A 20,820-nucleotide genomic window follows, 5' to 3' on the forward strand; every position below is an offset into this window, starting at 1 on the left:
GCTCGCTCGCGATGAACCTGAGAGCGCCGCGGGGTGTCAGGCATCCCGCGTTATTGTTGACGTCCTTCGCGAGCAAGCTCGCTCCTACATGACCTGCGTGAAGCAATTATTTCGTTGTGGAGGCTGCCGTCATGGCCCACGAACTCTATACCCGTACCAACCAGAAGATTTATTTCGCCGGCCTGTCGCTTGAGGCGCTCGCGAAGGCCGAAGAGGGGCGGGCGATGAATTCCTTGGCGCTGATTCAGGCCGGGCGCGAATCGGCGTTGTTTCACTTGTACGGTGCGTTGCTGGGGCTGTGCCATGAAATCGCTGGGTTCTATCGCTTGCCGCAGGCCAGTGCGCCTCGGGCGGAAATGCTGCTGACCCGGGAAGTGCTTGAGGCCATCGCCATTCCTGAAATGGCCGAGATGGTCGAGCTGGCGCAGAACCCCGAAACCTGGCTGGCCAAGCTACTGTCAGCGCACGCGGCACTGTTTCAGCCGCCCCGAGCACCGCACAAACCCAAAGGCGACGTGACACAACCGCTGATCCTGGCCGTTAACCTGGATGAAGAGGACGCGCCCGAAGAGTTGAGCCGGGAAGAACTGGAGAGTTGGCGTCAGAACCTCAAAGGTCTGGCGATCCGGTTTCGCGAAGGCTTGAACGAGTGCTGAAGGATTGAGTGTTCGACGGAGGGTTGCGAGAGACTGTTCGTTCCAGGGATGAGAGTGCTGTCAGAAATTTCTCTTCGTAGTGGCATCTGGTCAAGATCCCGAGCGAAGCCTGGCCGATGCCTATATAATCCCCGCCTTTCGTGGAGAACAGACCTTTATGCCAACGTCCTTTCTAGAAATTGTCGAGTTACCAGACGGCCGAATCGAGCTGCGCAGGGCTGAGGACGAGGGTTCTCTGGTTACTTTGGATTTCTCCGAGGATGCCAAGGCGTTCCTGCAAGGCCAGCACGTGGAAGTCGCCAAGGCGATGTTGAGCGTGGGTGTTCAGATGGCCGGTCGCTTGGTTGAAGGCGATTTCAATACCGATGAGAGTGCTCGGGTTCTTCATTGATCCCCGTTCGTCGCATTTAACTGATACCGCTATTGATCGGCTTCTCTATCCCTGGAGAAGCCCGCGTTGCCCAGCGCACTCTTCGTTCAGCCCAGTCGAATATTCAGGCTTTGTGCGTCCCCGGTCCGGGCGGCGCTGATCAACTGTTGCCGTGACGTGGTGCTCAATGGATTGAGCCAGCTGACGACAGTATGGCTGCGGCCCAGGCGCAAGGCTTCGCAGGTCAGCTGTTGTGCGCTCTGCGTGCCGCGGGGTTGCAGCAGCAGAATACGTTCACGATTCAGGCCGGCTTCTCGCAGCCAGGTTTGTGTCAGGCTGGCGGGCGGGGCGATCAGTGTCAGCCAGCGCGCATCCTGATCCTCGCTCAACTCCCTGAGGATCGGTGCCAGAAGGCTCAGGCAGTTCCCGGCCGCACCACGCAGTGACAGCTCACTGAAAACTTCAGGTTCGGCGCTCCAGGGCGACTCGACCACGTCTTTCAGAATCGGTGCCATCGGCTGCACCATGAAAGCCTCGAACAACGGCAGTTGGGCTTGCTGTGATGTGTGTGGGAACTGCATAAAGCCTCCTTTAGCGGCGAATGACGCCGACACTCAAGCCTTCGATCACCAGTTCCTGATCTTTCAGGTTCACTTCGATAGGGGCGAATTCAGGGTTTTCGGCAATCAGCCAGACTTTGCTGCCGTCACGCTTGAAGCGTTTGACTGTCACTTCGTCGCCGATACGCGCCACCACGATCTGGCCGTTGCGGGCTTCGCGGGTGGTATGGACGGCCAGCAGGTCGCCATCGAAAATTCCCACGTCCTTCATGCTCATGCCATGAACGCGCAGTAAATAGTCAGCACGAGGATGGAAGAACGCAGGATTGATGTTGCAGGACTCTTCGATGTGCTGCTGGGCAAGGATCGGTGCACCGGCAGCGACCCGGCCAATGATTGGCAGGGTGGACTCGTCTGCCTTGGCTTCGAAGCCGGGGATGCGGATGCCGCGGGAGGCGCCTGGCGTCATCTCGATGGCGCCTTTACGGGCCAGTGCCTTGAGGTGTTCTTCTGCCGCATTGGGCGACTTGAAACCCAGTTCCTGAGCGATTTCCGCGCGGGTCGGCGGGTAGCCGTTGTCTTCCAGGCAGCGTTTGATGAAGGCCAGAATCTCGGCTTGGCGTGGCGTCAGCTTTAGCATATTGATCGCTCTGTCTTTTTATACAGTGACTGGGATTATATACAGTGAAAGCATCTTGGCAATGCCCCTTTTTTTGCCGGCCGCCGGACGGTCAATCAGCGTGCTGATTAACACCGCGCAGATGTATGGTTAAATAGCTGACTGCCCATTCCCGAAACGAACCGGCAGGCTTGACAAGGCCAGGGTTGAAACGTATGTTTCAAACAAGTGTTTGTCAGGCGGAGTAGCCATGGCCCAGTCGGAAACCGTTGAACGCATTCTCGATGCTGCGGAGCAGTTGTTCGCGGAAAAAGGTTTTGCTGAAACCTCACTACGTTTGATCACCAGCAAGGCCGGGGTCAACCTGGCGGCTGTGAACTATCACTTCGGCTCGAAGAAGGCACTGATTCAAGCCGTATTCTCGCGCTTTCTCGGACCGTTCTGCCTGAGTCTCGATAAAGAGCTGGAGCGGCGCCAGGCCAAGCCCGAGAACAAGCCGACACTTGAAGAGCTGCTGGAAATCCTCGTCGAGCAAGCCCTCGTGGTGCAGCCACGCAGCGGCAACGATCTCTCCATCTTCATGCGATTGCTGGGACTGGCATTCAGCCAGAGCCAGGGTCACTTGCGTCGGTATCTCGAAGACATGTACGGCAAAGTATTCCGCCGCTACATGATGTTGGTCAACGAAGCCGCGCCGCGCATTCCGCCGATCGAGCTGTTCTGGCGTGTGCACTTCATGCTGGGTGCTGCTGCGTTCAGCATGTCCGGTATCAAGGCTTTGCGCGCGATTGCCGAAACCGATTTCGGTGTCAACACCTCCATCGAGCAAGTGATGCGCCTGATGGTGCCGTTCCTGGCGGCCGGCATGCGTGCCGAAACCGGCGTGACCGACACAGCCATGGCCTCCGCGCAGTTGCGTCCGCGCAGCAAATCGACACAGGTTGCCGCCAAGGTTTAACCGCACACGGGTGGGCGCGGCAGCTGACATCCGCTAAGCTAGCCGCCCATGCCGACTCTCGTTCTGAACCCACTCTCCATTTTTATCGCCGATCTGCCGGGCACAGCCCTGGGCGGCGAATGCGTGCGAGCCGGGTTTATCGTTATCAAGGAATCTCTATGACTGCTGGCCTGCAAGGCTCGTTGATGGTGGACGTCGCCGGTACCTGGCTGACGGCCGAGGATCGCCAATTGTTGCGCCAGCCCGAAGTGGGCGGCCTGATCATTTTTGCCCGCAACATCGAGCACCCGCGTCAGGTGCGCGAACTGAGCGCCTCGATTCGCGCCATTCGCCCCGATCTGCTGCTGGCAGTGGATCAGGAGGGTGGTCGGGTTCAGCGCTTGCGTCAGGGCTTCGTTCGACTGCCGGCCATGCGCGCCATTGCCGACAATCCGAACGCCGAATACCTGGCCGAACAGTGCGGCTGGATCATGGCCACCGAAGTGTTGGCCGTCGGCCTCGACCTGAGCTTTGCCCCGGTGCTGGATCTGGATTACCAGCGCAGCGCCGTGGTCGGCACCCGTTCGTTCGAAGGTGATCCAGAGCGCGCGGCGCTGCTGGCGGGTGCATTTATCCGTGGGATGAACAGCGCGGGAATGGCTGCCACCGGCAAGCACTTCCCCGGCCACGGCTGGGCCGAGGCGGATTCCCACGTCGCGATCCCGAATGACGAACGCAGCCTCGACGAGATCCGCGCCAACGATCTGGTGCCGTTCGCCCGGTTGAGCAAACAATTGGCCGCCGTCATGCCGGCCCACGTCATTTACCCGCAAGTCGATTCCCAACCAGCTGGCTTTTCCCGTCGCTGGTTGCAGGACATCCTGCGCGGCGAATTGCAATTCGATGGCGTGATCTTCAGCGACGACCTGTCGATGGCCGGCGCCCATGTGGTCGGTGATGCCGCCAGCCGAATCGAAGCCGCGTTATCTGCCGGTTGTGACATGGGCCTGGTGTGCAACGACCGCGCCGCTGCGGAACTCGCCTTGAGCGCCGCCCAGCGTCTGAAGGTCAAGCCGTCCGAGCGCATTGCGCGGATGCGCGGTCAGTCGTACGCCAGCACCGAATACCGCCAGAATCCGCGCTGGCTGACAGCCATTGGCGCGCTTAAAGATGCTCAACTGATTGAATAAGGACTTCACGTTATGACGGTTTACGCGATTATTGGTGGCACCGGCCTGACTCAACTCGAAGGCCTGAGCATTCGCCAGTCGTTGGCGGTGGACACCCCTTTTGGCGCACCTTCGGCCGAAGTGCAGATCGGTGAATACGCCGGCAAGGAAGTGTTGTTCCTCGCACGTCACGGGCACCCACACCGTTTTCCGCCGCATCAGGTGAACTACCGCGCCAACATCTGGGCATTGAAGCAGGCCGGTGCCGAGGCGATCCTGGCGGTCAATGCGGTAGGCGGGATTCATGCCGCCATGGGCACCGGACATTTCTGCGTGCCGCACCAACTGATCGACTACACCAGCGGCCGCGAACACACCTATTTTGCCGATGACCTGGAGCAGGTCACCCACATCGACTTCAGCTATCCCTACAGCGAAGCGCTGCGCCAGCAATTGATCGCGGCGTTGGCGGCTGAAGGCGTTGGCTACAGCAGTCATGGCGTGTATGCCTGCACGCAGGGGCCGCGCCTGGAAACCGTGGCGGAGATTGCGCGCCTGGAGCGTGACGGCTGCGACATCGTCGGCATGACCGGCATGCCGGAAGCAGCATTGGCGCGTGAGCTGGAACTGGATTACGCCTGTCTGGCGCTGGTGGTGAACCCGGCGGCGGGCAAGTCGACGGCGGTGATCACCATGGCTGAGATCGAGCAGGCGTTGCATGACGGGATGGGGAAGGTGAAGTCGACGTTGGCGCGGGTGTTGAAGGGCTGAGACAGGCTCTACACCGAGTTGACCCTTTCGCGAGCAGGCTCGCTCCCACATTGGATCTGTGTCTGCCCATCAGCATGGAGCAACACAAGTAATGTGGGAGCGAGCCTGCTCGCGAAGGCGATCGACCAACTGCCAAGGATCTCAGCGCTTCTCCAGCTTATCCGGCAACGGCGCAAACAACGCCTCAATATCATCACTCTGCAACTTCCAGTCCCCAGTCTTGCGCCCATCGAGCACGCCGGCCGCCAGATCGGATTTTTCCTTCTGCAGGTGCTGAATCTTCTCTTCCACCGTGCCTCGGGCAATCATCTTGTAGACGAACACCGGTTTCTCCTGGCCAATGCGGTACGCACGGTCAGTCGCCTGGTTTTCCGTCGCCGGGTTCCACCACGGGTCGTAGTGAATCACCGTGTCCGCCTCGGTCAGGTTCAGGCCCACACCACCGGCCTTCAAACTAATCAGAAAGATCTGACGCTTTCCGCTCTGGAATTCTTTCACCGGAGAACGTCGGTCACGGGTCTGTCCAGTCAACAACGCATATTCAACGCCGCGTTTCTTCAGCTCGACCTCGATCAGCGCGAGCATCGAAGTGAACTGGGAAAACAGCAGAATCCGTCGACCTTCCTCGAACAACTCCTCCAGCATTTCCATGAGACTATCGAGCTTGCCCGAGGTACTTCCGCGAGCCGGCAGCGCAGCGTCGTTGACCAGGCGCAAATCGCAGCACACCTGACGCAGCTTCAGCAGTGCCTCAAGAATGATGATCTGGCTGCGCGCCACGCCCTTGCGGGTGATTTCGTCGCGCACCTTCTTGTCCATGGCCAGGCGCATGGTTTCGTACACATCGCGTTGAGCTTCGTTGAGCTCGACCCAATGGATGATCTCAGTCTTCGGCGGCAACTCCGTCGCCACCTGCTCTTTGGTTCTGCGCAACAGAAACGGTTTGATCCGACCATTCAAGTGCTGAAGTCGTACCTCGCTGGCGCGCTTTTCAATCGGCACGCGGTAATCGCGGTTGAAGCTCTTCACATCGCCGAGCCAGCCGGGCAGCAGGAAGTGAAACAGCGACCACAGTTCGCCCAGGTGGTTTTCCAGCGGCGTGCCGCTCAGGCACAGACGCTGGCGCGCATTCAGTTCGCGCGCAGCCTGGGCGGCCTTGCTGTTGGGGTTTTTTATGTACTGCGCTTCGTCCAGCACCAGGACGTGCAACGGCTGCGCGGCCAGGCGTTCGACGTCTTTGGGTAGCAGCGCATAGGTGGTCAGGATCAGGTCGTAATCGACCAGCGTGTCGAAATGTTTTTTGCGACTGGCGCCGTACAGCGCCAGCACTTTGAGCTGTGGTGTGAAGTGCGCCGCTTCGTCGAGCCAATTCGGAATCAGGCTGGTGGGCATCACCACCATGCACGGCCGGTCCAGGCGTCCGGCATTTTTCTCGCTGAGAACATGCGCCAGGGTCTGTAGGGTTTTACCCAATCCCATGTCGTCCGCGAGAATGCCGCCGACTTCCAGTTGCCGCAGCGATTGCATCCAGCTCAAGCCTTCCAGCTGATACGGGCGCAAAGTTGCGTTCAAGCCTTCCGGTGCAGTCGCGGTGTAATCCTTGATGTCCCGCAGGCGCTGGGCAAAGGTGCGGATCTGCTCGCCACCTTCCCAGAGCAGCGGCATGTCTTCCAGCGGGTTCAACCGAATGGCATCGGCCTTGCTCAGGCGCAGCGTGGTCTCACCGGGTTCCTGCAGGTAGAACTCGCCGAGGGTCGCCAGTACCGGTTTCAAGCGGCCAAAGGGCAGGGCGACTTGCAGCGGCCCATACTCGGAGTTCGGGCGATTGGGGATGTTCACCAGAATCAACTCGTCGTCGCGACGTCGGGCGAGGCGTTCCGGGTTGAGGATTTCGGTGTGGGAGCGCATCAGGTTCAGCAGGATGGGTAGCAAGCTCAGTCGCTCGCCGTTGACGATGATTCCCAGCTCAAGATCGAACCAGTCACGCTCCGGCGCCTGTTCGACGGTGGCGTACCAGTCGTCCACGGCGGTCAGGTCGAAACCGAAATCCTCGTCGATCTGCAACTCCCAGCCCTGAGTACGCAGCTTCGGTAGCTCATTGAGGGTGAAGGTCAGCCAGGCGCTGTCGTTGACCATCTCGTAGAGTTCACCGGCACTTTCCGGCAGGGCTTTACTTTGACGGGTGGCGACCTTGAAACCGAGGATTCGCAGCTGTTCCCTGTAGGCCTGTTCGACTTCCGGGTGGCGTTTTATCCGCAGCGTCTGAGTTTCCTGGCGAATCAGAACGTCGACGTTCTTCTGCCCGGAAACGTATTCATCCAGGTAACTGAAAGAGAGCGCCGCGCGATGCTGAATGTAACGCTGCATTTTGCCATTGCGCGGCTCGAAGGCGCTGAACTCGATGCTCGCCAGCCACAGGCGCGGTACCGGTTGCACGTTGTCCACCAGCACTTGCGGAGGCGCCTTCGGGCTGCGGTTTTCCAGTACCGCCTGAAGTTTTTCCAGTAGTTCGGCGTCTTGCGCTGCGGCGGGGTAGGCGAGGGTTTCCTGGACTTTCAGCAGTACCGCCGCGCAGTGTTTGCAGTTGCTGCGCACCGGGCACGTACAGGTGGCATCGATCATTAGCAACGTGGATTTAGCCGACTCGCGCAGGCGAATGGTCTGACGGTAAACGTTACCGCCAGACCCTTCGCACGCTGCGGAAATGGTCGCGTCGCCGACCTCGACAATCCGGACCCGGTTTTCCAGGGCGTAGCGACGCCCGCGCTCCAGGCTTTGTTCCTTGAATCGGCTGACCCACGAGGGGGCCAGCGGTTTGCTAAGAGTCGCGGGCATATGGACTTCAATCAGTCCGGAATTTCATCGGGGACTGGCCGAGGCGCAGGGGCGGTGAGCGAGGTGATCTTGATCAGCAGGCCGAGGTGGCCGTTGTCGAGGAAGTTCAGCTGGCCGTTCTTGGTGTGGCTTTCCTGTTTGAGGCGTTCGCTGGCGGTGACCATGCCGTTGGCGTCGATCTGGTTGACCCAGAAGTCGGCGTCAACATCGGTGAAGCGTCCCAGTTTCAGGTCCAGCGTGCCCTCGATCGGGAACTGACCGTACTGTTCCTTGCCATCGCTGATTGCAATTTTGGTGGCTTCTTCGCCGAGGTTCTGTTGCCAGGCCTTGTGTAACAACACCGTGTATTCGTTGCTGGCGGTGAGTTTTTCCACTTCGCCATTCAGGCTTGGCGTGCGCAGGCTGTCCTGGCTGATGGGTTGGGCACCGGCAGCCCAGTCTTCCGGCGCGGCTTTGCTGACAATGGCAGGCACAGCGTTCTGCCGGACCAGAATCATTTCAATCTGATACAGGTCATCGGCAAACGCCGTGGGGGCGGCCAGGGTCATCAGCAAAGTCAGTGAGCGAAACAGGCGCATGCGGCGTCCTTCAAGCAGTTTTCGGAATGAGGCATTCAAGCAGTGCCTCTACAGTATTAAAGCGCTCTTCCGGGCGCTCCATCGGGACCATGAATTTAAACATCGTGGCGCCTTCGAATTTGTAGCGTTTAGGCTGGCCCTGAATCAGTTTGATCAGTGTCAGCGGATCGACCGGTGTCTGCGCCGCGAACTCGATTCGACCGCCTTGCGGGCCGCCGTCGACTTTCTTGATGCCCAACACTTCGGCCTGCAACTTCAACGCCGTGATGCGCATCAGGTTCTTGGTCGGCTCCGGCAGCAGGCCGAAACGATCGATCATCTCCACTTGCAGGTCCTTGAGGCCTTCCTCATCGGTGGCCGAGGCAATGCGTTTGTACAGAATCAGCCGGGCATGCACGTCCGGCAAGTAGTCTTCGGGAATCAACGCCGGTACACGCAAATTGACTTCCGGACCACCGCCCAGCGGCTGATCGAGATTCGGCTGTTCACCCTTGCGGATCGACTTCACCGCGCGTTCGAGCATCTCCATATACAAGGTGAAACCGACGGCCTGGATCTGCCCGCTCTGCCCGTCGCCGAGCAGTTCGCCGGCGCCACGGATTTCCAGGTCGTTGGTGGCGAGCACGAAGCCCGCGCCGAGGTCCTGGGTATTGGCGATTGCTTCCAGGCGCTTTTCTGCATCCGGGGTGATTTGCTGGCGCGGCGGTGTCAGCAGGTACGCGTAAGCCTGGTGGTGACTTCGACCGACGCGGCCGCGCAATTGGTGCAGCTGCGCCAGGCCGAATTTGTCGGCACGCTCGATGATGATGGTGTTGGCGCTCGGCACGTCGATGCCGGTCTCGATGATGGTCGAGGCGATCAGCACGTTGAAGCGCTTGTGGTAGAAGTCGCTCATCACCTGTTCGAGTTCGCGTTCGCGCATCTGCCCGTGGCCGATGCCAATCCGCGCTTCCGGCACCAGTTCGGCGAGGTCGGCGGCGCATTTCTCGATGGTCTTCACGTCGTTATGCAGGTAGTAAACCTGACCGCCACGTAGCAATTCACGTAGCAGGGCCTCTTTGACCGTGCTCTTGTTCTGCTCCATGACGAAGGTCCGCACCGACAGGCGGCGGGCCGGCGGCGTGGCGATGATCGACAGGTCGCGCATGCCCGACACCGCCATATTCAGCGTGCGCGGAATCGGCGTGGCGGTCAGTGTGAGGATGTCGACTTCACTGCGCAGCGCCTTGAGCTGTTCTTTCTGACGGACACCGAAACGGTGCTCTTCGTCGATGATCACCAGCCCGAGGTTTTTGATCTTCACGTCGTCTTGCAGCAGTTTGTGCGTGCCGATGACGATGTCGATCTTGCCTTCGGCGAGGTCCGCCACGGCGGCGTTCACTTCCTTGGTCGACTTGAAGCGGCTCATCACTTCCACGCTCACCGGCCAGTCGGCGAAGCGGTCGCGGAAACTGTTGTAGTGCTGCTGGGCGAGCAGGGTGGTCGGCACCAGGATCGCCACCTGGCGACCGCCGTGCACCGCGATAAATGCCGCGCGCATCGCCACTTCGGTCTTGCCGAAACCGACATCGCCGCAGACCAGGCGGTCCATCGGTTTCGGCGCGAGCATGTCGGCGCGCACGGCTTCGATGGTGGTTTGCTGGTCCGGGGTTTCTTCGAACGGGAAACCGGCGCTGAAGGTTGCGTAGTCGGCTTTCGGATCTTCGAAGGCATAACCTTCGCGAGCGGCGCGGCGGGCATATATGTCGAGCAATTCGGCCGCCACGTCGCGCACCTGTTCGGCGGCTTTGCGTTTGGCTTTCTGCCAGGTTTCCGAGCCAAGACGGTGCAACGGAGCCAAGGCATCGTCACTGCCGGTGTAGCGGGCGATCAAATGCAGGTTGGCGACCGGCACGTAAAGTTTGGCGCCTTCGGCGTATTGCAGGGTCAGGAACTCAGCAGCCTGATCGTCGATTTCCAGCGTCGCTAATCCGAGGTAGCGGCCGACGCCGTGATCGATGTGTACCACCGGCGCGCCTTCGCGCAGCTCGGTAAGGTTTTTGATGACGGCGTCGTTGTTGGCGTCGGCGCGTTTTTCGCGGCGACGGCGCTGCATGACGCGCTGACCGAACAACGGGCTTTCAGCCACCAGCGCCAAGGCCGGATCGTCAAGCACCAGGCCTTCGTCGAGCGGCGCAATGGTAATTGCCAGGCGCTCCTTGCTCGCGACAAAGTCCGGCCAGCTGTCGACGGTTTTCGGTCGCAGCTTCAGGCGTTCCAGCAGTTCCAGCAGCACTTCGCGACGGCCCGCGGATTCGGCGGTGAACAGCACGCGACCGGGGAACTCGTCGAGGAAACCCGCCAGCGCCGCCAGTGGCTGCGTCGCCTTGGCCTCGATGGCCAGGTTCGGCAGCTCCCGCGCCGGGAAGCGCTCGCGGCCGACACCGGTTTCAACGTCCTGTTGACTGGCCACCACACGCGGCCAGCTCTTCAGGCGTGAAAAGCAATCGTCCACCGGCAGGAACAACTCGGCCGGCGGTAATAAAGGACGAGAGGGATCGACGCGGCGCTCTTCATAACGGTTGCGCACATCGTTCCAGAAATTTTCCGCCGCCTGCTCGATGCCCGGCAGTGAGAACACTTGCGTGTCCTGGGGCAGGTAATCGAACAGCGTCGAGGTTTCGTCGAAGAACAGCGGCAGGTAGTACTCGATACCCGCCGGTGTAATCCCGCTGCTCAGATCCTGGAAGATCGGGCAGCGACGGAAGTCGACATCGAAGCGCTCACGGAAGCGCGCCTTGAAACGGGTGACCGCGTCTTTTTGCAGCGGAAACTCGCGAGCCGGCAACAGGCGAACGGTGTCCACCTTGTCGATGGAGCGCTGGTTTTCCGGATCGAACGTACGCAGCGTTTCGATTTCGTCGTCGAACAGGTCGATCCGGAAGGGCAGTTTGCTGCCCATCGGGAACAGATCAATTAGCGAGCCGCGGACAGTGAATTCGCCGTGCTCGTACACGGTGTCGACGTAGCGATAGCCGCTGGCCTCGAGTCGGGTGCGCATCTGCTCGACATCGAGCTTCTGGCCGACGTCCAGAACAAGGCTGCTGCCGAGCAGGAATTTGGTCGGCGCCAGGCGATGCAGAGCCGTGGTGATCGGCACCACCAGCACGCCATGGCTCAGCTCCGGCAGCCTGTAAAGGGCGGCGATGCGCTGGGAAATGATGTCCTGGTGCGGCGAGAACAGATCGTAGGGCAGGGTTTCCCAGTCCGGGAAATGCAGCACCGGCAAATCCGGGGCGAAGAAGCTCAGCTCCTGTTCCAGCCGTTCGGCACTTTGGCTGTCGGCGGTCAGCAGCAGGGTAAAGCGCTTGGCAGCGCTGGCAGCCTCGGCGATGGCCAGGCTCAGGGCGGCACCGGGCAGGTTGCCCCAGTGCTGTTTACCTGCCGCGGCAGGGAGAAGCGGTAGACGCAGAACGGGCACGGAAGGTTGAGCTCCAAGCGTTGCGACAAAGTCGGTAATTGTAGCGGCCCCGGGTGCCGCCTGTCAGTTGCTGACTGTGTCTATTACGCAGGTTTGGCGAAATGTAGTGGTAAAGACAAAAAACAGCGGTTTTTTACTGAAAATTGCCGATTATGTAGTGGCAAAACGACCGAGTGTTACGGAGAGTTACGGATAAGACAGCGGTGTCTCCAAAAAATTGACTGCGCTGAAAGCCCCGGTTTTACAGGGCTCCGGCAACGCGTGATTTTTTTGAACGGGAATTTGTTACGGATCGCACGACAGGCGCGCATTGCTACGGGGAGCACTCGGCGGCATAATGTAGCCCCTTTTTTCTGCCCCTACATGTGGAAGGTTCCCGTGACTCAGAAGCCCGACCAGTGTCTTGGTGAATGGATCGACCGTGAAGCACTCGCAGAAGCGATGATTCCGCTTATCGGTCAGCTCTACCGCAATAACAACGTGGTGAGCTCGATCTATGGCCGCAGCCTGATCAACCAGTCTGTCATCGCGATTCTCAAAGCTCACCGCTTTGCTCGCCATCGTTCTTCCGACGATAGCGAACTCTCCGTCCACGAAACATTCCCTCTGCTTAAAGCCATGAGCGAGCTCAAGCTCGGCGCGGCTTCGGTAGACCTGGGCAAGTTGGCGTACAAATTCCGCGTCGAAGGCAATGGCCGCACAGCCGAGCAGTTCGTCCGTGAAGAATTGGCTGACGTGGTTGGCCAGCAAAACGCTTCCGCTCGCAAAGGCACCGACGTTGTGCTGTACGGCTTCGGTCGCATCGGCCGTCTGCTGGCGCGCATCCTGATCGAAAAAACCGGTGGCGGCGACGGTCTGCGTCTGCGTGCCATCGTGGTGCGCAAAGGCGCCGAGAACGACCTGACCAAGCGCGCAAGCCTGTTGCGTCGCGATTCGGTACACGGTCCGTTCAACGGCACCATCGTCATCGACGAAGAAAACAACACCATCACCGCCAACGGTAACCTGATCCAGGTGATCTACGCGAAGAACCCGGCCGAGGTGGATTACACCCAGTACGGCATCAAAGACGCACTGCTGGTGGACAACACCGGTGTATGGCGTGACGCCGAGGGCCTGGGTCAGCACCTGGCGTGCCCGGGTATTGACCGCGTTGTTCTGACCGCGCCTGGCAAGGGCAAGCTGAAGAACATCGTTCACGGCATCAACCATGGCGAAATCACCGCTGACGACAAGATCGTTTCGGCCGCTTCCTGCACCACCAACGCCATTGTGCCGGTGCTGAAAGCTGTGAATGACAAGTTCGGCATCGTCAATGGTCACGTTGAAACGGTTCACTCGTACACCAACGACCAGAACCTGATCGACAACTTCCACAAAGGCGATCGCCGTGGCCGTAGCGCCGCGCTGAACATGGTCATCACCGAGACCGGTGCCGCCACCGCTGCTGCCAAGGCCCTGCCTGAGCTGGCCGGCAAGCTGACTGGCAACGCCATCCGTGTTCCGACGCCAAACGTGTCGATGGCCATTCTCAACCTGAACCTTGAGAAAGCCGCCACCCGTGAAGAGATGAACGAGTACCTGCGCTACATGGCGCTGCACTCCGATCTGCACAAGCAAATCGACTTCGTCAATTCGCAGGAAGTGGTTTCCACCGACTTCGTTGGCTCGCGCCACGCAGGCGTTGTGGATGCTGAAGCAACCATCACCCAAGACAACCGCGTTGTTCTGTACGTTTGGTACGACAACGAATTCGGTTACAGCTGCCAGGTGGTTCGCGTGATGGAAGACATGGCCGGTGTAAACCCGCCAGCGTTCCCGCGCTAAGCCTTAGCTGGAAATGAAAACGCCCCGACTTTGGTCGGGGCGTTTTTGTTTGTGTGTCTGTTGGATCTTTGTTGCCAGCACCGGCCTCATCGCTAGCAGGCTAGCTCTCACAGGGGACTTGTGAACGCTACAGATCCAGTGTGGGAGCTAGCCTGCTAGCGAAAGCGATCTGTCAGGCGCCGCCGACCACAGCGGCTTGCGCAGTCCGCAATTCATGCCGATTGCCTTTGAACAACACCAGCGTCGCAATCAACCCCAGCACCGCCGCGCCACTGAGCCAGATTCCCGGTGCAGCCTTGTTATCCAGCACATGAATCAGGTAGGTACAGGCAGCGGGCGTAAACCCGCCAAAGGTCGCCGTCGCCAGGCTGTAGGCCAAAGAGAAACCAGTCGTACGAACTTCCACCGGCATGATCTCGGTCAGCGCCACGACCATGGCACCGTTGTACGAGCCATACAGGAACGACAGCCACAATTCGACAATCAGCAAATGGCTGAAACTCGGGTTCGCCACCAGCCACGACAGGGCCGGGTAGGCTGTGAGGATCGCCAAAATAGTCGCTGCCAGCAGTAGGGGTTTACGCCCGATCTTGTCGGACACTGCGCCCATCACCGGCAGCCAGAAAAAGTTCGACAGGCCAATGCAGACCGTTACCAGCAGCGCATCCAGATCCGACAAATGCAGTTCGGCTTTGCCGAAGGTCGGGGTGTAGGCGGTGATCAGGTAAAACGACACGGTCGTCATCACCACCAGCGCCATGCCGGCGATGACAATGCCAAAGTTCTGACCGATCGAGCGGACGATTTCCCGCAGGGTAGGGCGATGTTTACGCGCCTGGAACTCAGGGGTTTCCTCCAGCGAACGACGAATCACGAAGATCACCGGCACGATCATGCATCCGATCAGGAACGGCACGCGCCAGCCCCAGTCACCCATTTCTTCCGGGCTGAGCCAGTGGTTCAAGACGACCCCCAACAGGCCGGCGAAAACCACCGCCGCTTGCTGACTGGCGGACTGCCAACTGACGAAGAAGCCTTTGCGGCCCGGTTTGGAAATCTCGGCGAGATACACCGATACACCGCCCAACTCCACGCCCGCCGAGAAACCTTGCAACAGGCGACCGAACAGTACGAGCAGCGGCGCGGCCACGCCCAATGTGGCGTAACCCGGTACGCAGGCAATCAACACCGTGCCCGCGGCCATCATCGCGAGGGTGATGATCAACCCTTTGCGGCGACCATGACGGTCGATGTAGGCGCCGAGGAAAATCGCACCCAATGGACGCATGAGGAAGCCGGCGCCAAACGTGGCCAGCGATAACATCAGGGATGCGAAAGCGCTGTCGGTAGGGAAGAAGGTTTTGGCGATGGCCGTGGCGTAAAAGCCGTAGACCATGAAGTCGAACATCTCGAGAAAATTGCCGCTGACAACGCGAAAAATCGCTTTGCCTTTGCTCGTATTGGAAGACATGTGTAAGTACTCACGCTGGTAAATCTTGCTTGAAACGCTGGACCTGTGGGAGCGAGACCGGCTTGCCGGCGATGGCGTGGGGTCAATCAGCATTGATGTTGGCTGGCACACCGCTATCGCCGGCAAGCCGGTCTCGCTCCCACAGGTTTTGCGTCTTGCTGACGGGCACTGGCAGACCTCGCTCCCATGCGCTCTGAGGCCCATAATGGCGGGCGCGGTTTTGAGGGGAGATGAAGATTTGTTAACTGGACGGTGGAGTGGACTTGTGGTGCTGGCCGGCATTTTGTCCGGTTGTGGCAATGGCGAAAGCCTGGAACGCTTCGACGGCCCAACCATGGGCAGTCGTTATTCCATTCAATACGTAAGACATTCCTCCACGCCCGGGCCGAAAGCGGTGCAGGCCGAAGTAGAAAATATCCTCGCCGAAGTGGATCGACAATTCTCGACCTATCGCAGCGACTCGGACACCGTACGCTTCAACGCACTGCCGGCCGGTCGCTGTCAGGTCATGCCTGGCCCTGTGCTCGAATTGATCCGTGTGGGCGAGCAGTTGTCATCCCAAAGCGACGGCTCCTTCGACTTGACGGTAGAGCCGCTGCTCAACCTGTGGGGATTCGGGCCCCAGTCCCGGGAAGAAAAAGTGCCGACCGCCGACGCCTTGGCCCTGACGCGACAGCGCGTTGGATATGGTCACTTACGCATCGACGGCGATCGGTTGTGTAAAGATGCGCCGGTGGAAGTCGACTTCAACAGTCTCGCCGCTGGCTATGCTGTCGATCGGATCGCCGGGAGGCTCGAGGCTTTGGGCATCGACAGTTACCTCGCCGAAGCCACCGGCGAACTCAAGGCGGCGGGCAAGAAACTCGACGGTTCACCCTGGAAGATTGCGTTGGAGGAACCCCGCGACGATCAGCAAGTGGCTCAGCGCATCATCAATGTGGACGGCTACGGCGTGTCCACTTCCGGGGATTACCGCAACTATTTCGAACAGGACGGTCGGCGTTATTCCCACACCTTCGATGCCCGCACCGGTGCGCCGGTCCTACACGCCCTGGCGTCAGTCACGGTGATTCATCCTTCTGTGTTGATGGCCGATGGCTTATCGACGCTGTTGCTGATTCTCGGTCCTGAACGGGGTTGGGACTATGCCGAAACTCACAACATCGGTGCATTCTTTGTGATTCGTGCCGATACAGGTTTCGTCACACGAACCAATCAGGCTTTTGAACGCCTCAGTGGCGGAAAAACCGAATGATTACGGCGATTTGCGCATTGAAGACTGGCGTTGTAGTGCAGGCAAAAGTAGCCTACGACGCGACCAAGGGTTAATGTGCGCGGCGTTGACGCTTCTATAGACTGTGTCCGGGTTCTGCACTGGCCCCAAATTGTTCCTTCACGCCGCAGATCGGCGTGATTTAGCCGCAGGTGCCGAGGGCGCCGCGGCCTGTTCTGAGGAGTACGCATGGCTGTCTACAACTACGACGTGGTGGTGCTGGGTTCCGGCCCGGCGGGAGAAGGCGCGGCAATGAACGCCGCCAAAGCAGGGCGCAAGGTGGCGATGGTTGATAGCCGTCGCCAGGTCGGCGGCAACTGCACCCACCTGGGCACCATCCCGTCCAAGGCACTGCGTCACTCGGTCCGGCAGATCATGCAGTTCAACACCAACCCGATGTTCCGGGCCATTGGTGAGCCACGCTGGTTCTCGTTCCCGGACGTGCTGAAAAGCGCCGAAAAAGTCATCTCCAAACAAGTCGCCTCGCGCACCGGCTATTACGCTCGTAACCGCGTCGACGTGTTCTTCGGCACCGGCAGCTTCGCCGACGAGCAAACCATCGAAGTGGTCTGCGCCAACGGCGTGGTCGAAAAACTGGTGGCCAAGCACATCATCATCGCCACCGGCTCGCGTCCTTATCGCCCGGCGGACATCGATTTCCATCACCCGCGTATCTACGATAGCGACACCATCCTCAGCCTCGGCCACACCCCGCGCAAACTCATCGTTTACGGCGCTGGCGTAATCGGTTGCGAATACGCGTCGATCTTCAGCGGTCTGGGCGTGCTGGTTGAACTGGTGGACAACCGTGGTCAGTTGCTGAGCTTCCTCGACTCGGAAATTTCCCAGGCGCTGAGCTACCACTTCAGCAACAACAACATCACGGTTCGCCACAACGAAGACTACGACCGCGTCGAAGGCGTGGACAACGGCGTGATCCTGCACCTCAAGTCCGGCAAGAAGATCAAAGCCGACGCCTTGCTCTGGTGCAACGGCCGGACCGGCAACACCGATCAACTGGGTCTGGAAAACATCGGCGTCAAGGTCAACAGCCGTGGCCAGATCGAAGTCGACGAAGCCTACCGCACCTGCGTACCGAACATTTACGGCGCCGGTGACGTGATCGGCTGGCCGAGCCTGGCCAGTGCCGCGCACGACCAGGGACGCTCAGCGGCTGGCAGCATCGTTGATAACAACAGCTGGCGCTTCGTGAATGACGTGCCGACCGGCATCTACACCATTCCGGAAATCAGCTCGATCGGCAAGAACGAGCAGGAGCTGACGCAGGCCAAGGTGCCGTACGAAGTGGGCAAGGCGTTCTTCAAAAGCATGGCGCGTGCGCAGATTGCCGGCGAGCCTCAGGGCATGCTGAAGATTCTGTTCCACCGCGAGACGCTTGAAGTGCTGGGTGTTCACTGCTTCGGTTATCAGGCGTCGGAGATCGTGCACATCGGTCAGGCGATCATGAACCAGCCGGGCGAATTGAACACGCTGAAGTACTTCGTCAACACCACGTTCAACTACCCGACCATGGCCGAAGCCTATCGGGTCGCGGCGTACGATGGCCTCAACCGGCTTTTTTGAGCGGCTCCGGCCGGTGGCCTGAGCCGGCCGGGGAGACCGATTTCAGCAATTCTCGAGCGTGGCAGTGGCCAAACCGGGAAAGTCTGTAATCAGGCTGTCAACGCCGAAGTCGGCGAGTCTGCGCATCAGCGCGGGCTCGTTGACTGTCCATACCGACACATGCAACCCCTGACGCTGCGCCTTCTGCAGGCGTTCCGGCGTACACAGGGTCCAGTTCAGCGCCAGAATCTCACAGCCATAGCTTTGCGCGACCTTCAGCGGGTCGAGCCAGGCGTATTCGGCCACCAGTCCGCGGGACACGTCCGGCACCAGGTCCAAAGCCGCTTTCAACACTTCTCGCGAACTCGAGGTGATGGTGACTTTGTCGAGCATGCCGAAACGCTGAGCCATTTCGCGAATCGCCAGCACCGTGGTTGCGGCGCGGGTGCGTGAAGCGCTTTTGACTTCCAGCTGCCAGTGCTCGAAGTCGCATTTCTCGAACAATTCTTCCAGCGTCGGAATCGGGCACGGCTTGATCCAGCTCGGGCCACCCTTGCGTGCGTCGTAGGTCACCAGCTCTGCCGCCGAGTGCTCGACCACCTTGCCGCGACGGTCGGTGGTGCGCTTGAGGGTCGGGTCATGAATGACCATCAACTCGTTGTCCATGGACAGATGCAGGTCCAGTTCGCAGCGGCGCACGCCGTGCTTGAGGCATTCCTGAAAGCTGGTCAGGGTGTTTTCCGGTGCTTCGCCCTTGGCGCCGCGATGGCCGTAGATGAGGGTCACGGTTCTTCCTTAATTTAAATGCCTGATTCGTTTTCGCGGGCCAGACGTCGTTCCTGGGCCTGCTTCTGAAAAATGTAGCGGGCCAGCAGTTGGCGCTGGGCATCGGTCGGACGTTCGAACTCGGTGCCGACGTCATAGCCGTCGCCCTTTCGATCGCAATGGGTAACGCGCGCCCGCAGCAACAGGCCGAGGGCTTGCGGCATCAGCACCATTTTCACCGACAGGTGCGTGCCCGTGGCAACCGGTGTCGGGTGCTGGAACTCGATGCCACCCTCGGAGATGATCACGGGCTGCGGCTCGCCGATCTGCCCGAGCACGGTGACTGCAATCACCTGGCTGAGCAGATCGATGCGTTTGTTCTGGGACTTCAGGAACGCCGCGAGGTTGCGGTCGCGCTCACTGATCTGGCGCAACAGGTGTTGCGATTCGAATTCGCTCAGGTGCAGTTCGCTGAGCAGGTTGAAGAGTGGGGAAGCATCCTGCAACACTTCCTGGCCTGCGGCTTCGGGAGCGGACAGGGGCCGAATTTCCAGTGCGATCGTGTCCTCGATACGGTAGTATTCGCGGCGATCTTCTTCATCTAATGTCGACATGGCGAACCCATGGTAGCGGCGGTGGTCTGAGTGTAAAGCTGGTTATCGACCCCCGCCACAAGGACGTTCCTTTTCCCTCCGAACAAGCCCCGACATGTTCAGACCTCTCTTCGTATTTATTGGCACGCGTTATACCCGTGCAAAGCGTCGCAATCATTTTGTGTCGTTCATTTCCCTGACTTCGATGATCGGTCTTGCCCTCGGCGTGATCGTGATGATCGTGGTGCTGTCGGTCATGAACGGCTTCGATCATGAGATGCGCACCCGCGTGCTGGGCATGGTGCCCCACGCGACCATCGAGTCCGGCGAGCCGATCAGCGACTGGCAAGACCTCGCCGCCAAGGTGAAGCAGAACCCGCAGGTGACGGCCGTGGCGCCGTTCACTCAGATGCAGGGTTTGCTGACCAACAACGGCAAGGTCTCCAAAGTGCTGCTCAATGCCATCGACCCGGCGCTGGAACGCCAGGTGTCGATCATTGACAAGTTCATGCTGCAGGGCAAACTCGATGACCTCGCGCCCGGCAGTTTCGGCATCGTCATCGGCGACAAGGCGGCCGCCAAGCTCGGCGCGGCCATCGGCGACAAGCTGACCTTCGTCGCGCCGGAAGTCACCGTGACCCCGGCCGGCATGTTCCCGCGCATGAAGCGTTTTACCGTGGTCGGCATCTTCCATGTCGGCGCAGGCGAGATTGACGGCTACCTGGGCGTCACCAACCTGCAGGACCTGGCGAAGCTGCACCGCTGGAAGCCGGATCAGGTGCAGGGCATCCGCCTGAAGTTCGACGATCTGTTCCAGGCCCCACGCACTGCATGGAACATCGCCCAGCAGCTCGGCGAAGACCATTTCTACGCCCGCGACTGGACCCGCACCCACGGCAATCTGTATCAGGCGATCCGCATGGAAAAAGCCATGATTGGTCTGCTGTTGTTGCTGATCGTTGCCGTGGCCGCGTTCAACATCATTTCCACGCTGGTGATGGTGGTGAACGACAAGAAGGGCGACATTGCGATTTTGCGTACCCTCGGCGCCACGCCGCGTTCGATCATGGCGATCTTCATGGTGCAGGGCACCGTCATTGGCGTGGTCGGCACGATGATCGGCGCTGTGGTCGGGATCTTCGCCGCGCTGAACGTCAGTGCCGCGATCTCGGCCCTCGAAGGCCTGATCGGGCACAAGTTCCTCAACGCCGACGTGTACTTCATCGATTACCTGCCGTCGCAAGTGCAGAGCCAGGATGTGTTGATGGTCTGCGCCGCCGCGTTGGTCCTGAGTTTCCTCGCCACCCTGTATCCAGCCTGGCGTGCCGCGCGCACCCAGCCTGCGGAGGCGCTACGTTATGAGTGAGTCGGGC

The 20,820-nt window shown here is 59.9% G+C and carries 17 protein-coding genes; 9 read left to right on the forward strand and 8 right to left on the reverse strand.

Annotated features, from left to right (window positions below; all coding sequences use genetic code 11):
• Positions 1–131: 131 nt before the first annotated feature.
• Together ACA066_RS09450 and ACA066_RS09455 are read left to right on the forward strand one after the other, a co-directional pair.
• On the forward strand, positions 132–656 hold the full coding sequence (locus ACA066_RS09450) for a DUF6586 family protein (protein WP_497698989.1): 525 nt from the start codon (positions 132–134) through the stop codon (positions 654–656).
• A 157-nt stretch (positions 657–813) separates the two neighbouring features.
• Complete coding sequence (locus tag ACA066_RS09455) at positions 814–1,047, forward strand: hypothetical protein (RefSeq protein ID WP_214381987.1); 234 nt, start codon at positions 814–816, stop codon at positions 1,045–1,047.
• An 86-nt stretch (positions 1,048–1,133) separates the two neighbouring features.
• Here the strand turns inward: ACA066_RS09455 and sulA are convergent, their stop codons facing one another.
• Positions 1,134–1,607, reverse strand: a complete 474-nt coding sequence (sulA, locus tag ACA066_RS09460) for an SOS-induced cell division inhibitor SulA (protein ID WP_017337562.1) — start codon at positions 1,605–1,607, stop codon at positions 1,134–1,136.
• 10 nt (positions 1,608–1,617) lie between these two features.
• The gene (gene lexA, locus ACA066_RS09465) at positions 1,618–2,226 is read right to left on the reverse strand and encodes a transcriptional repressor LexA (RefSeq protein ID WP_007944149.1); all 609 of its coding nucleotides are present in this window, start codon (positions 2,224–2,226) and stop codon (positions 1,618–1,620) included.
• A gap of 229 nt (positions 2,227–2,455) precedes the next feature.
• On the opposite strand from lexA, the gene ACA066_RS09470 reads away from it, so the two are divergent.
• The 3 genes from ACA066_RS09470 (at position 2,456) to ACA066_RS09480 (ending at position 5,082) form a co-directional block, all read left to right on the forward strand.
• Positions 2,456–3,163: a TetR/AcrR family transcriptional regulator gene (locus ACA066_RS09470; protein WP_150631610.1), complete on the forward strand. Its 708-nt coding sequence runs from the start codon at positions 2,456–2,458 to the stop codon at positions 3,161–3,163.
• 170 nt (positions 3,164–3,333) lie between these two features.
• Positions 3,334–4,332, forward strand: a complete 999-nt coding sequence (nagZ, locus tag ACA066_RS09475; RefSeq protein ID WP_497699838.1) for a beta-N-acetylhexosaminidase — start codon at positions 3,334–3,336, stop codon at positions 4,330–4,332.
• A 12-nt stretch (positions 4,333–4,344) separates the two neighbouring features.
• Entirely contained in the window at positions 4,345–5,082 is a 738-nt protein-coding gene (locus tag ACA066_RS09480; RefSeq protein ID WP_497698990.1) for an S-methyl-5'-thioinosine phosphorylase, read from the forward strand.
• Between the two features lie 141 nt (positions 5,083–5,223).
• Here ACA066_RS09480 and ACA066_RS09485 read toward each other — a convergent pair whose 3' ends face one another.
• From ACA066_RS09485 to mfd, 3 genes are read right to left on the reverse strand one after another with little or no spacing between them, the layout of a single operon-like run.
• Positions 5,224–7,917 (reverse strand): SNF2-related protein, encoded by a 2,694-nt coding sequence (locus tag ACA066_RS09485; RefSeq protein WP_497698991.1) that lies wholly within the window; start codon positions 7,915–7,917, stop codon positions 5,224–5,226.
• Positions 7,918–7,928: 11 nt separating this feature from the next.
• Positions 7,929–8,495: a CsiV family protein gene (locus tag ACA066_RS09490; RefSeq protein WP_497698992.1), complete on the reverse strand. Its 567-nt coding sequence runs from the start codon at positions 8,493–8,495 to the stop codon at positions 7,929–7,931.
• A gap of 10 nt (positions 8,496–8,505) precedes the next feature.
• Positions 8,506–11,955, reverse strand: coding sequence for a transcription-repair coupling factor (mfd, locus tag ACA066_RS09495; RefSeq protein WP_497698993.1), 3,450 nt, complete (start codon positions 11,953–11,955; stop codon positions 8,506–8,508).
• Between the two features lie 363 nt (positions 11,956–12,318).
• Here mfd and ACA066_RS09500 point away from each other — a divergent pair, with 363 nt between their 5' ends.
• Positions 12,319–13,782: a glyceraldehyde-3-phosphate dehydrogenase gene (locus ACA066_RS09500; protein WP_497698994.1), complete on the forward strand. Its 1,464-nt coding sequence runs from the start codon at positions 12,319–12,321 to the stop codon at positions 13,780–13,782.
• Between the two features lie 172 nt (positions 13,783–13,954).
• Here the strand turns inward: ACA066_RS09500 and ACA066_RS09505 are convergent, their stop codons facing one another.
• Positions 13,955–15,253 (reverse strand): MFS transporter, encoded by a 1,299-nt coding sequence (locus tag ACA066_RS09505; RefSeq protein WP_497698995.1) that lies wholly within the window; start codon positions 15,251–15,253, stop codon positions 13,955–13,957.
• Between the two features lie 205 nt (positions 15,254–15,458).
• Between ACA066_RS09505 and ACA066_RS09510 the strand changes: the two genes are divergently transcribed.
• Entirely contained in the window at positions 15,459–16,508 is a 1,050-nt protein-coding gene (locus tag ACA066_RS09510) for an FAD:protein FMN transferase (protein ID WP_497699839.1), read from the forward strand.
• Between the two features lie 207 nt (positions 16,509–16,715).
• Positions 16,716–18,110, forward strand: a complete 1,395-nt coding sequence (gene sthA / locus ACA066_RS09515) for a Si-specific NAD(P)(+) transhydrogenase (RefSeq protein ID WP_057400216.1) — start codon at positions 16,716–16,718, stop codon at positions 18,108–18,110.
• A gap of 42 nt (positions 18,111–18,152) precedes the next feature.
• Here the strand turns inward: sthA and ACA066_RS09520 are convergent, their stop codons facing one another.
• Both ACA066_RS09520 and ACA066_RS09525 read right to left on the reverse strand, forming a co-directional pair.
• Positions 18,153–18,875 carry a glycerophosphodiester phosphodiesterase gene (locus ACA066_RS09520; RefSeq protein ID WP_497698996.1) on the reverse strand — a complete coding sequence of 241 codons (723 nt, stop codon included), beginning with the start codon at positions 18,873–18,875 and terminating at the stop codon, positions 18,153–18,155.
• A gap of 14 nt (positions 18,876–18,889) precedes the next feature.
• Positions 18,890–19,468: a PilZ domain-containing protein gene (locus ACA066_RS09525; RefSeq protein ID WP_497698997.1), complete on the reverse strand. Its 579-nt coding sequence runs from the start codon at positions 19,466–19,468 to the stop codon at positions 18,890–18,892.
• Positions 19,469–19,562: 94 nt separating this feature from the next.
• On the opposite strand from ACA066_RS09525, the gene ACA066_RS09530 reads away from it, so the two are divergent.
• Entirely contained in the window at positions 19,563–20,813 is a 1,251-nt protein-coding gene (locus tag ACA066_RS09530) for a lipoprotein-releasing ABC transporter permease subunit (protein ID WP_497698998.1), read from the forward strand.
• Positions 20,814–20,820: the final 7 nt, after the last annotated feature.

Source organism: Pseudomonas sp. LBUM1651 (genome assembly GCF_059716135.1).

Bases quoted from the DNA above. Each gene is read 5' to 3' on its own strand.
- ACA066_RS09525 (WP_497698997.1), bottom strand. From the start codon at position 19,468: ATGTCGACATTAGATGAAGAAGATCGCCGCGAATACTACCGTATCGAG.
- ACA066_RS09485 (WP_497698991.1), bottom strand. From the start codon at position 7,917: ATGCCCGCGACTCTTAGCAAACCGCTGGCCCCCTCGTGGGTCAGCCGA.
- ACA066_RS09530 (WP_497698998.1), top strand. From the start codon at position 19,563: ATGTTCAGACCTCTCTTCGTATTTATTGGCACGCGTTATACCCGTGCA.
- ACA066_RS09500 (WP_497698994.1), top strand. From the start codon at position 12,319: ATGTGGAAGGTTCCCGTGACTCAGAAGCCCGACCAGTGTCTTGGTGAA.
- sulA (WP_017337562.1), bottom strand. From the start codon at position 1,607: ATGCAGTTCCCACACACATCACAGCAAGCCCAACTGCCGTTGTTCGAG.
- ACA066_RS09450 (WP_497698989.1), top strand. From the start codon at position 132: ATGGCCCACGAACTCTATACCCGTACCAACCAGAAGATTTATTTCGCC.
- ACA066_RS09490 (WP_497698992.1), bottom strand. From the start codon at position 8,495: ATGCGCCTGTTTCGCTCACTGACTTTGCTGATGACCCTGGCCGCCCCC.
- ACA066_RS09470 (WP_150631610.1), top strand. From the start codon at position 2,456: ATGGCCCAGTCGGAAACCGTTGAACGCATTCTCGATGCTGCGGAGCAG.
- ACA066_RS09505 (WP_497698995.1), bottom strand. From the start codon at position 15,253: ATGTCTTCCAATACGAGCAAAGGCAAAGCGATTTTTCGCGTTGTCAGC.
- ACA066_RS09480 (WP_497698990.1), top strand. From the start codon at position 4,345: ATGACGGTTTACGCGATTATTGGTGGCACCGGCCTGACTCAACTCGAA.
- lexA (WP_007944149.1), bottom strand. From the start codon at position 2,226: ATGCTAAAGCTGACGCCACGCCAAGCCGAGATTCTGGCCTTCATCAAA.
- ACA066_RS09510 (WP_497699839.1), top strand. From the start codon at position 15,459: ATGGCGGGCGCGGTTTTGAGGGGAGATGAAGATTTGTTAACTGGACGG.
- ACA066_RS09455 (WP_214381987.1), top strand. From the start codon at position 814: ATGCCAACGTCCTTTCTAGAAATTGTCGAGTTACCAGACGGCCGAATC.
- sthA (WP_057400216.1), top strand. From the start codon at position 16,716: ATGGCTGTCTACAACTACGACGTGGTGGTGCTGGGTTCCGGCCCGGCG.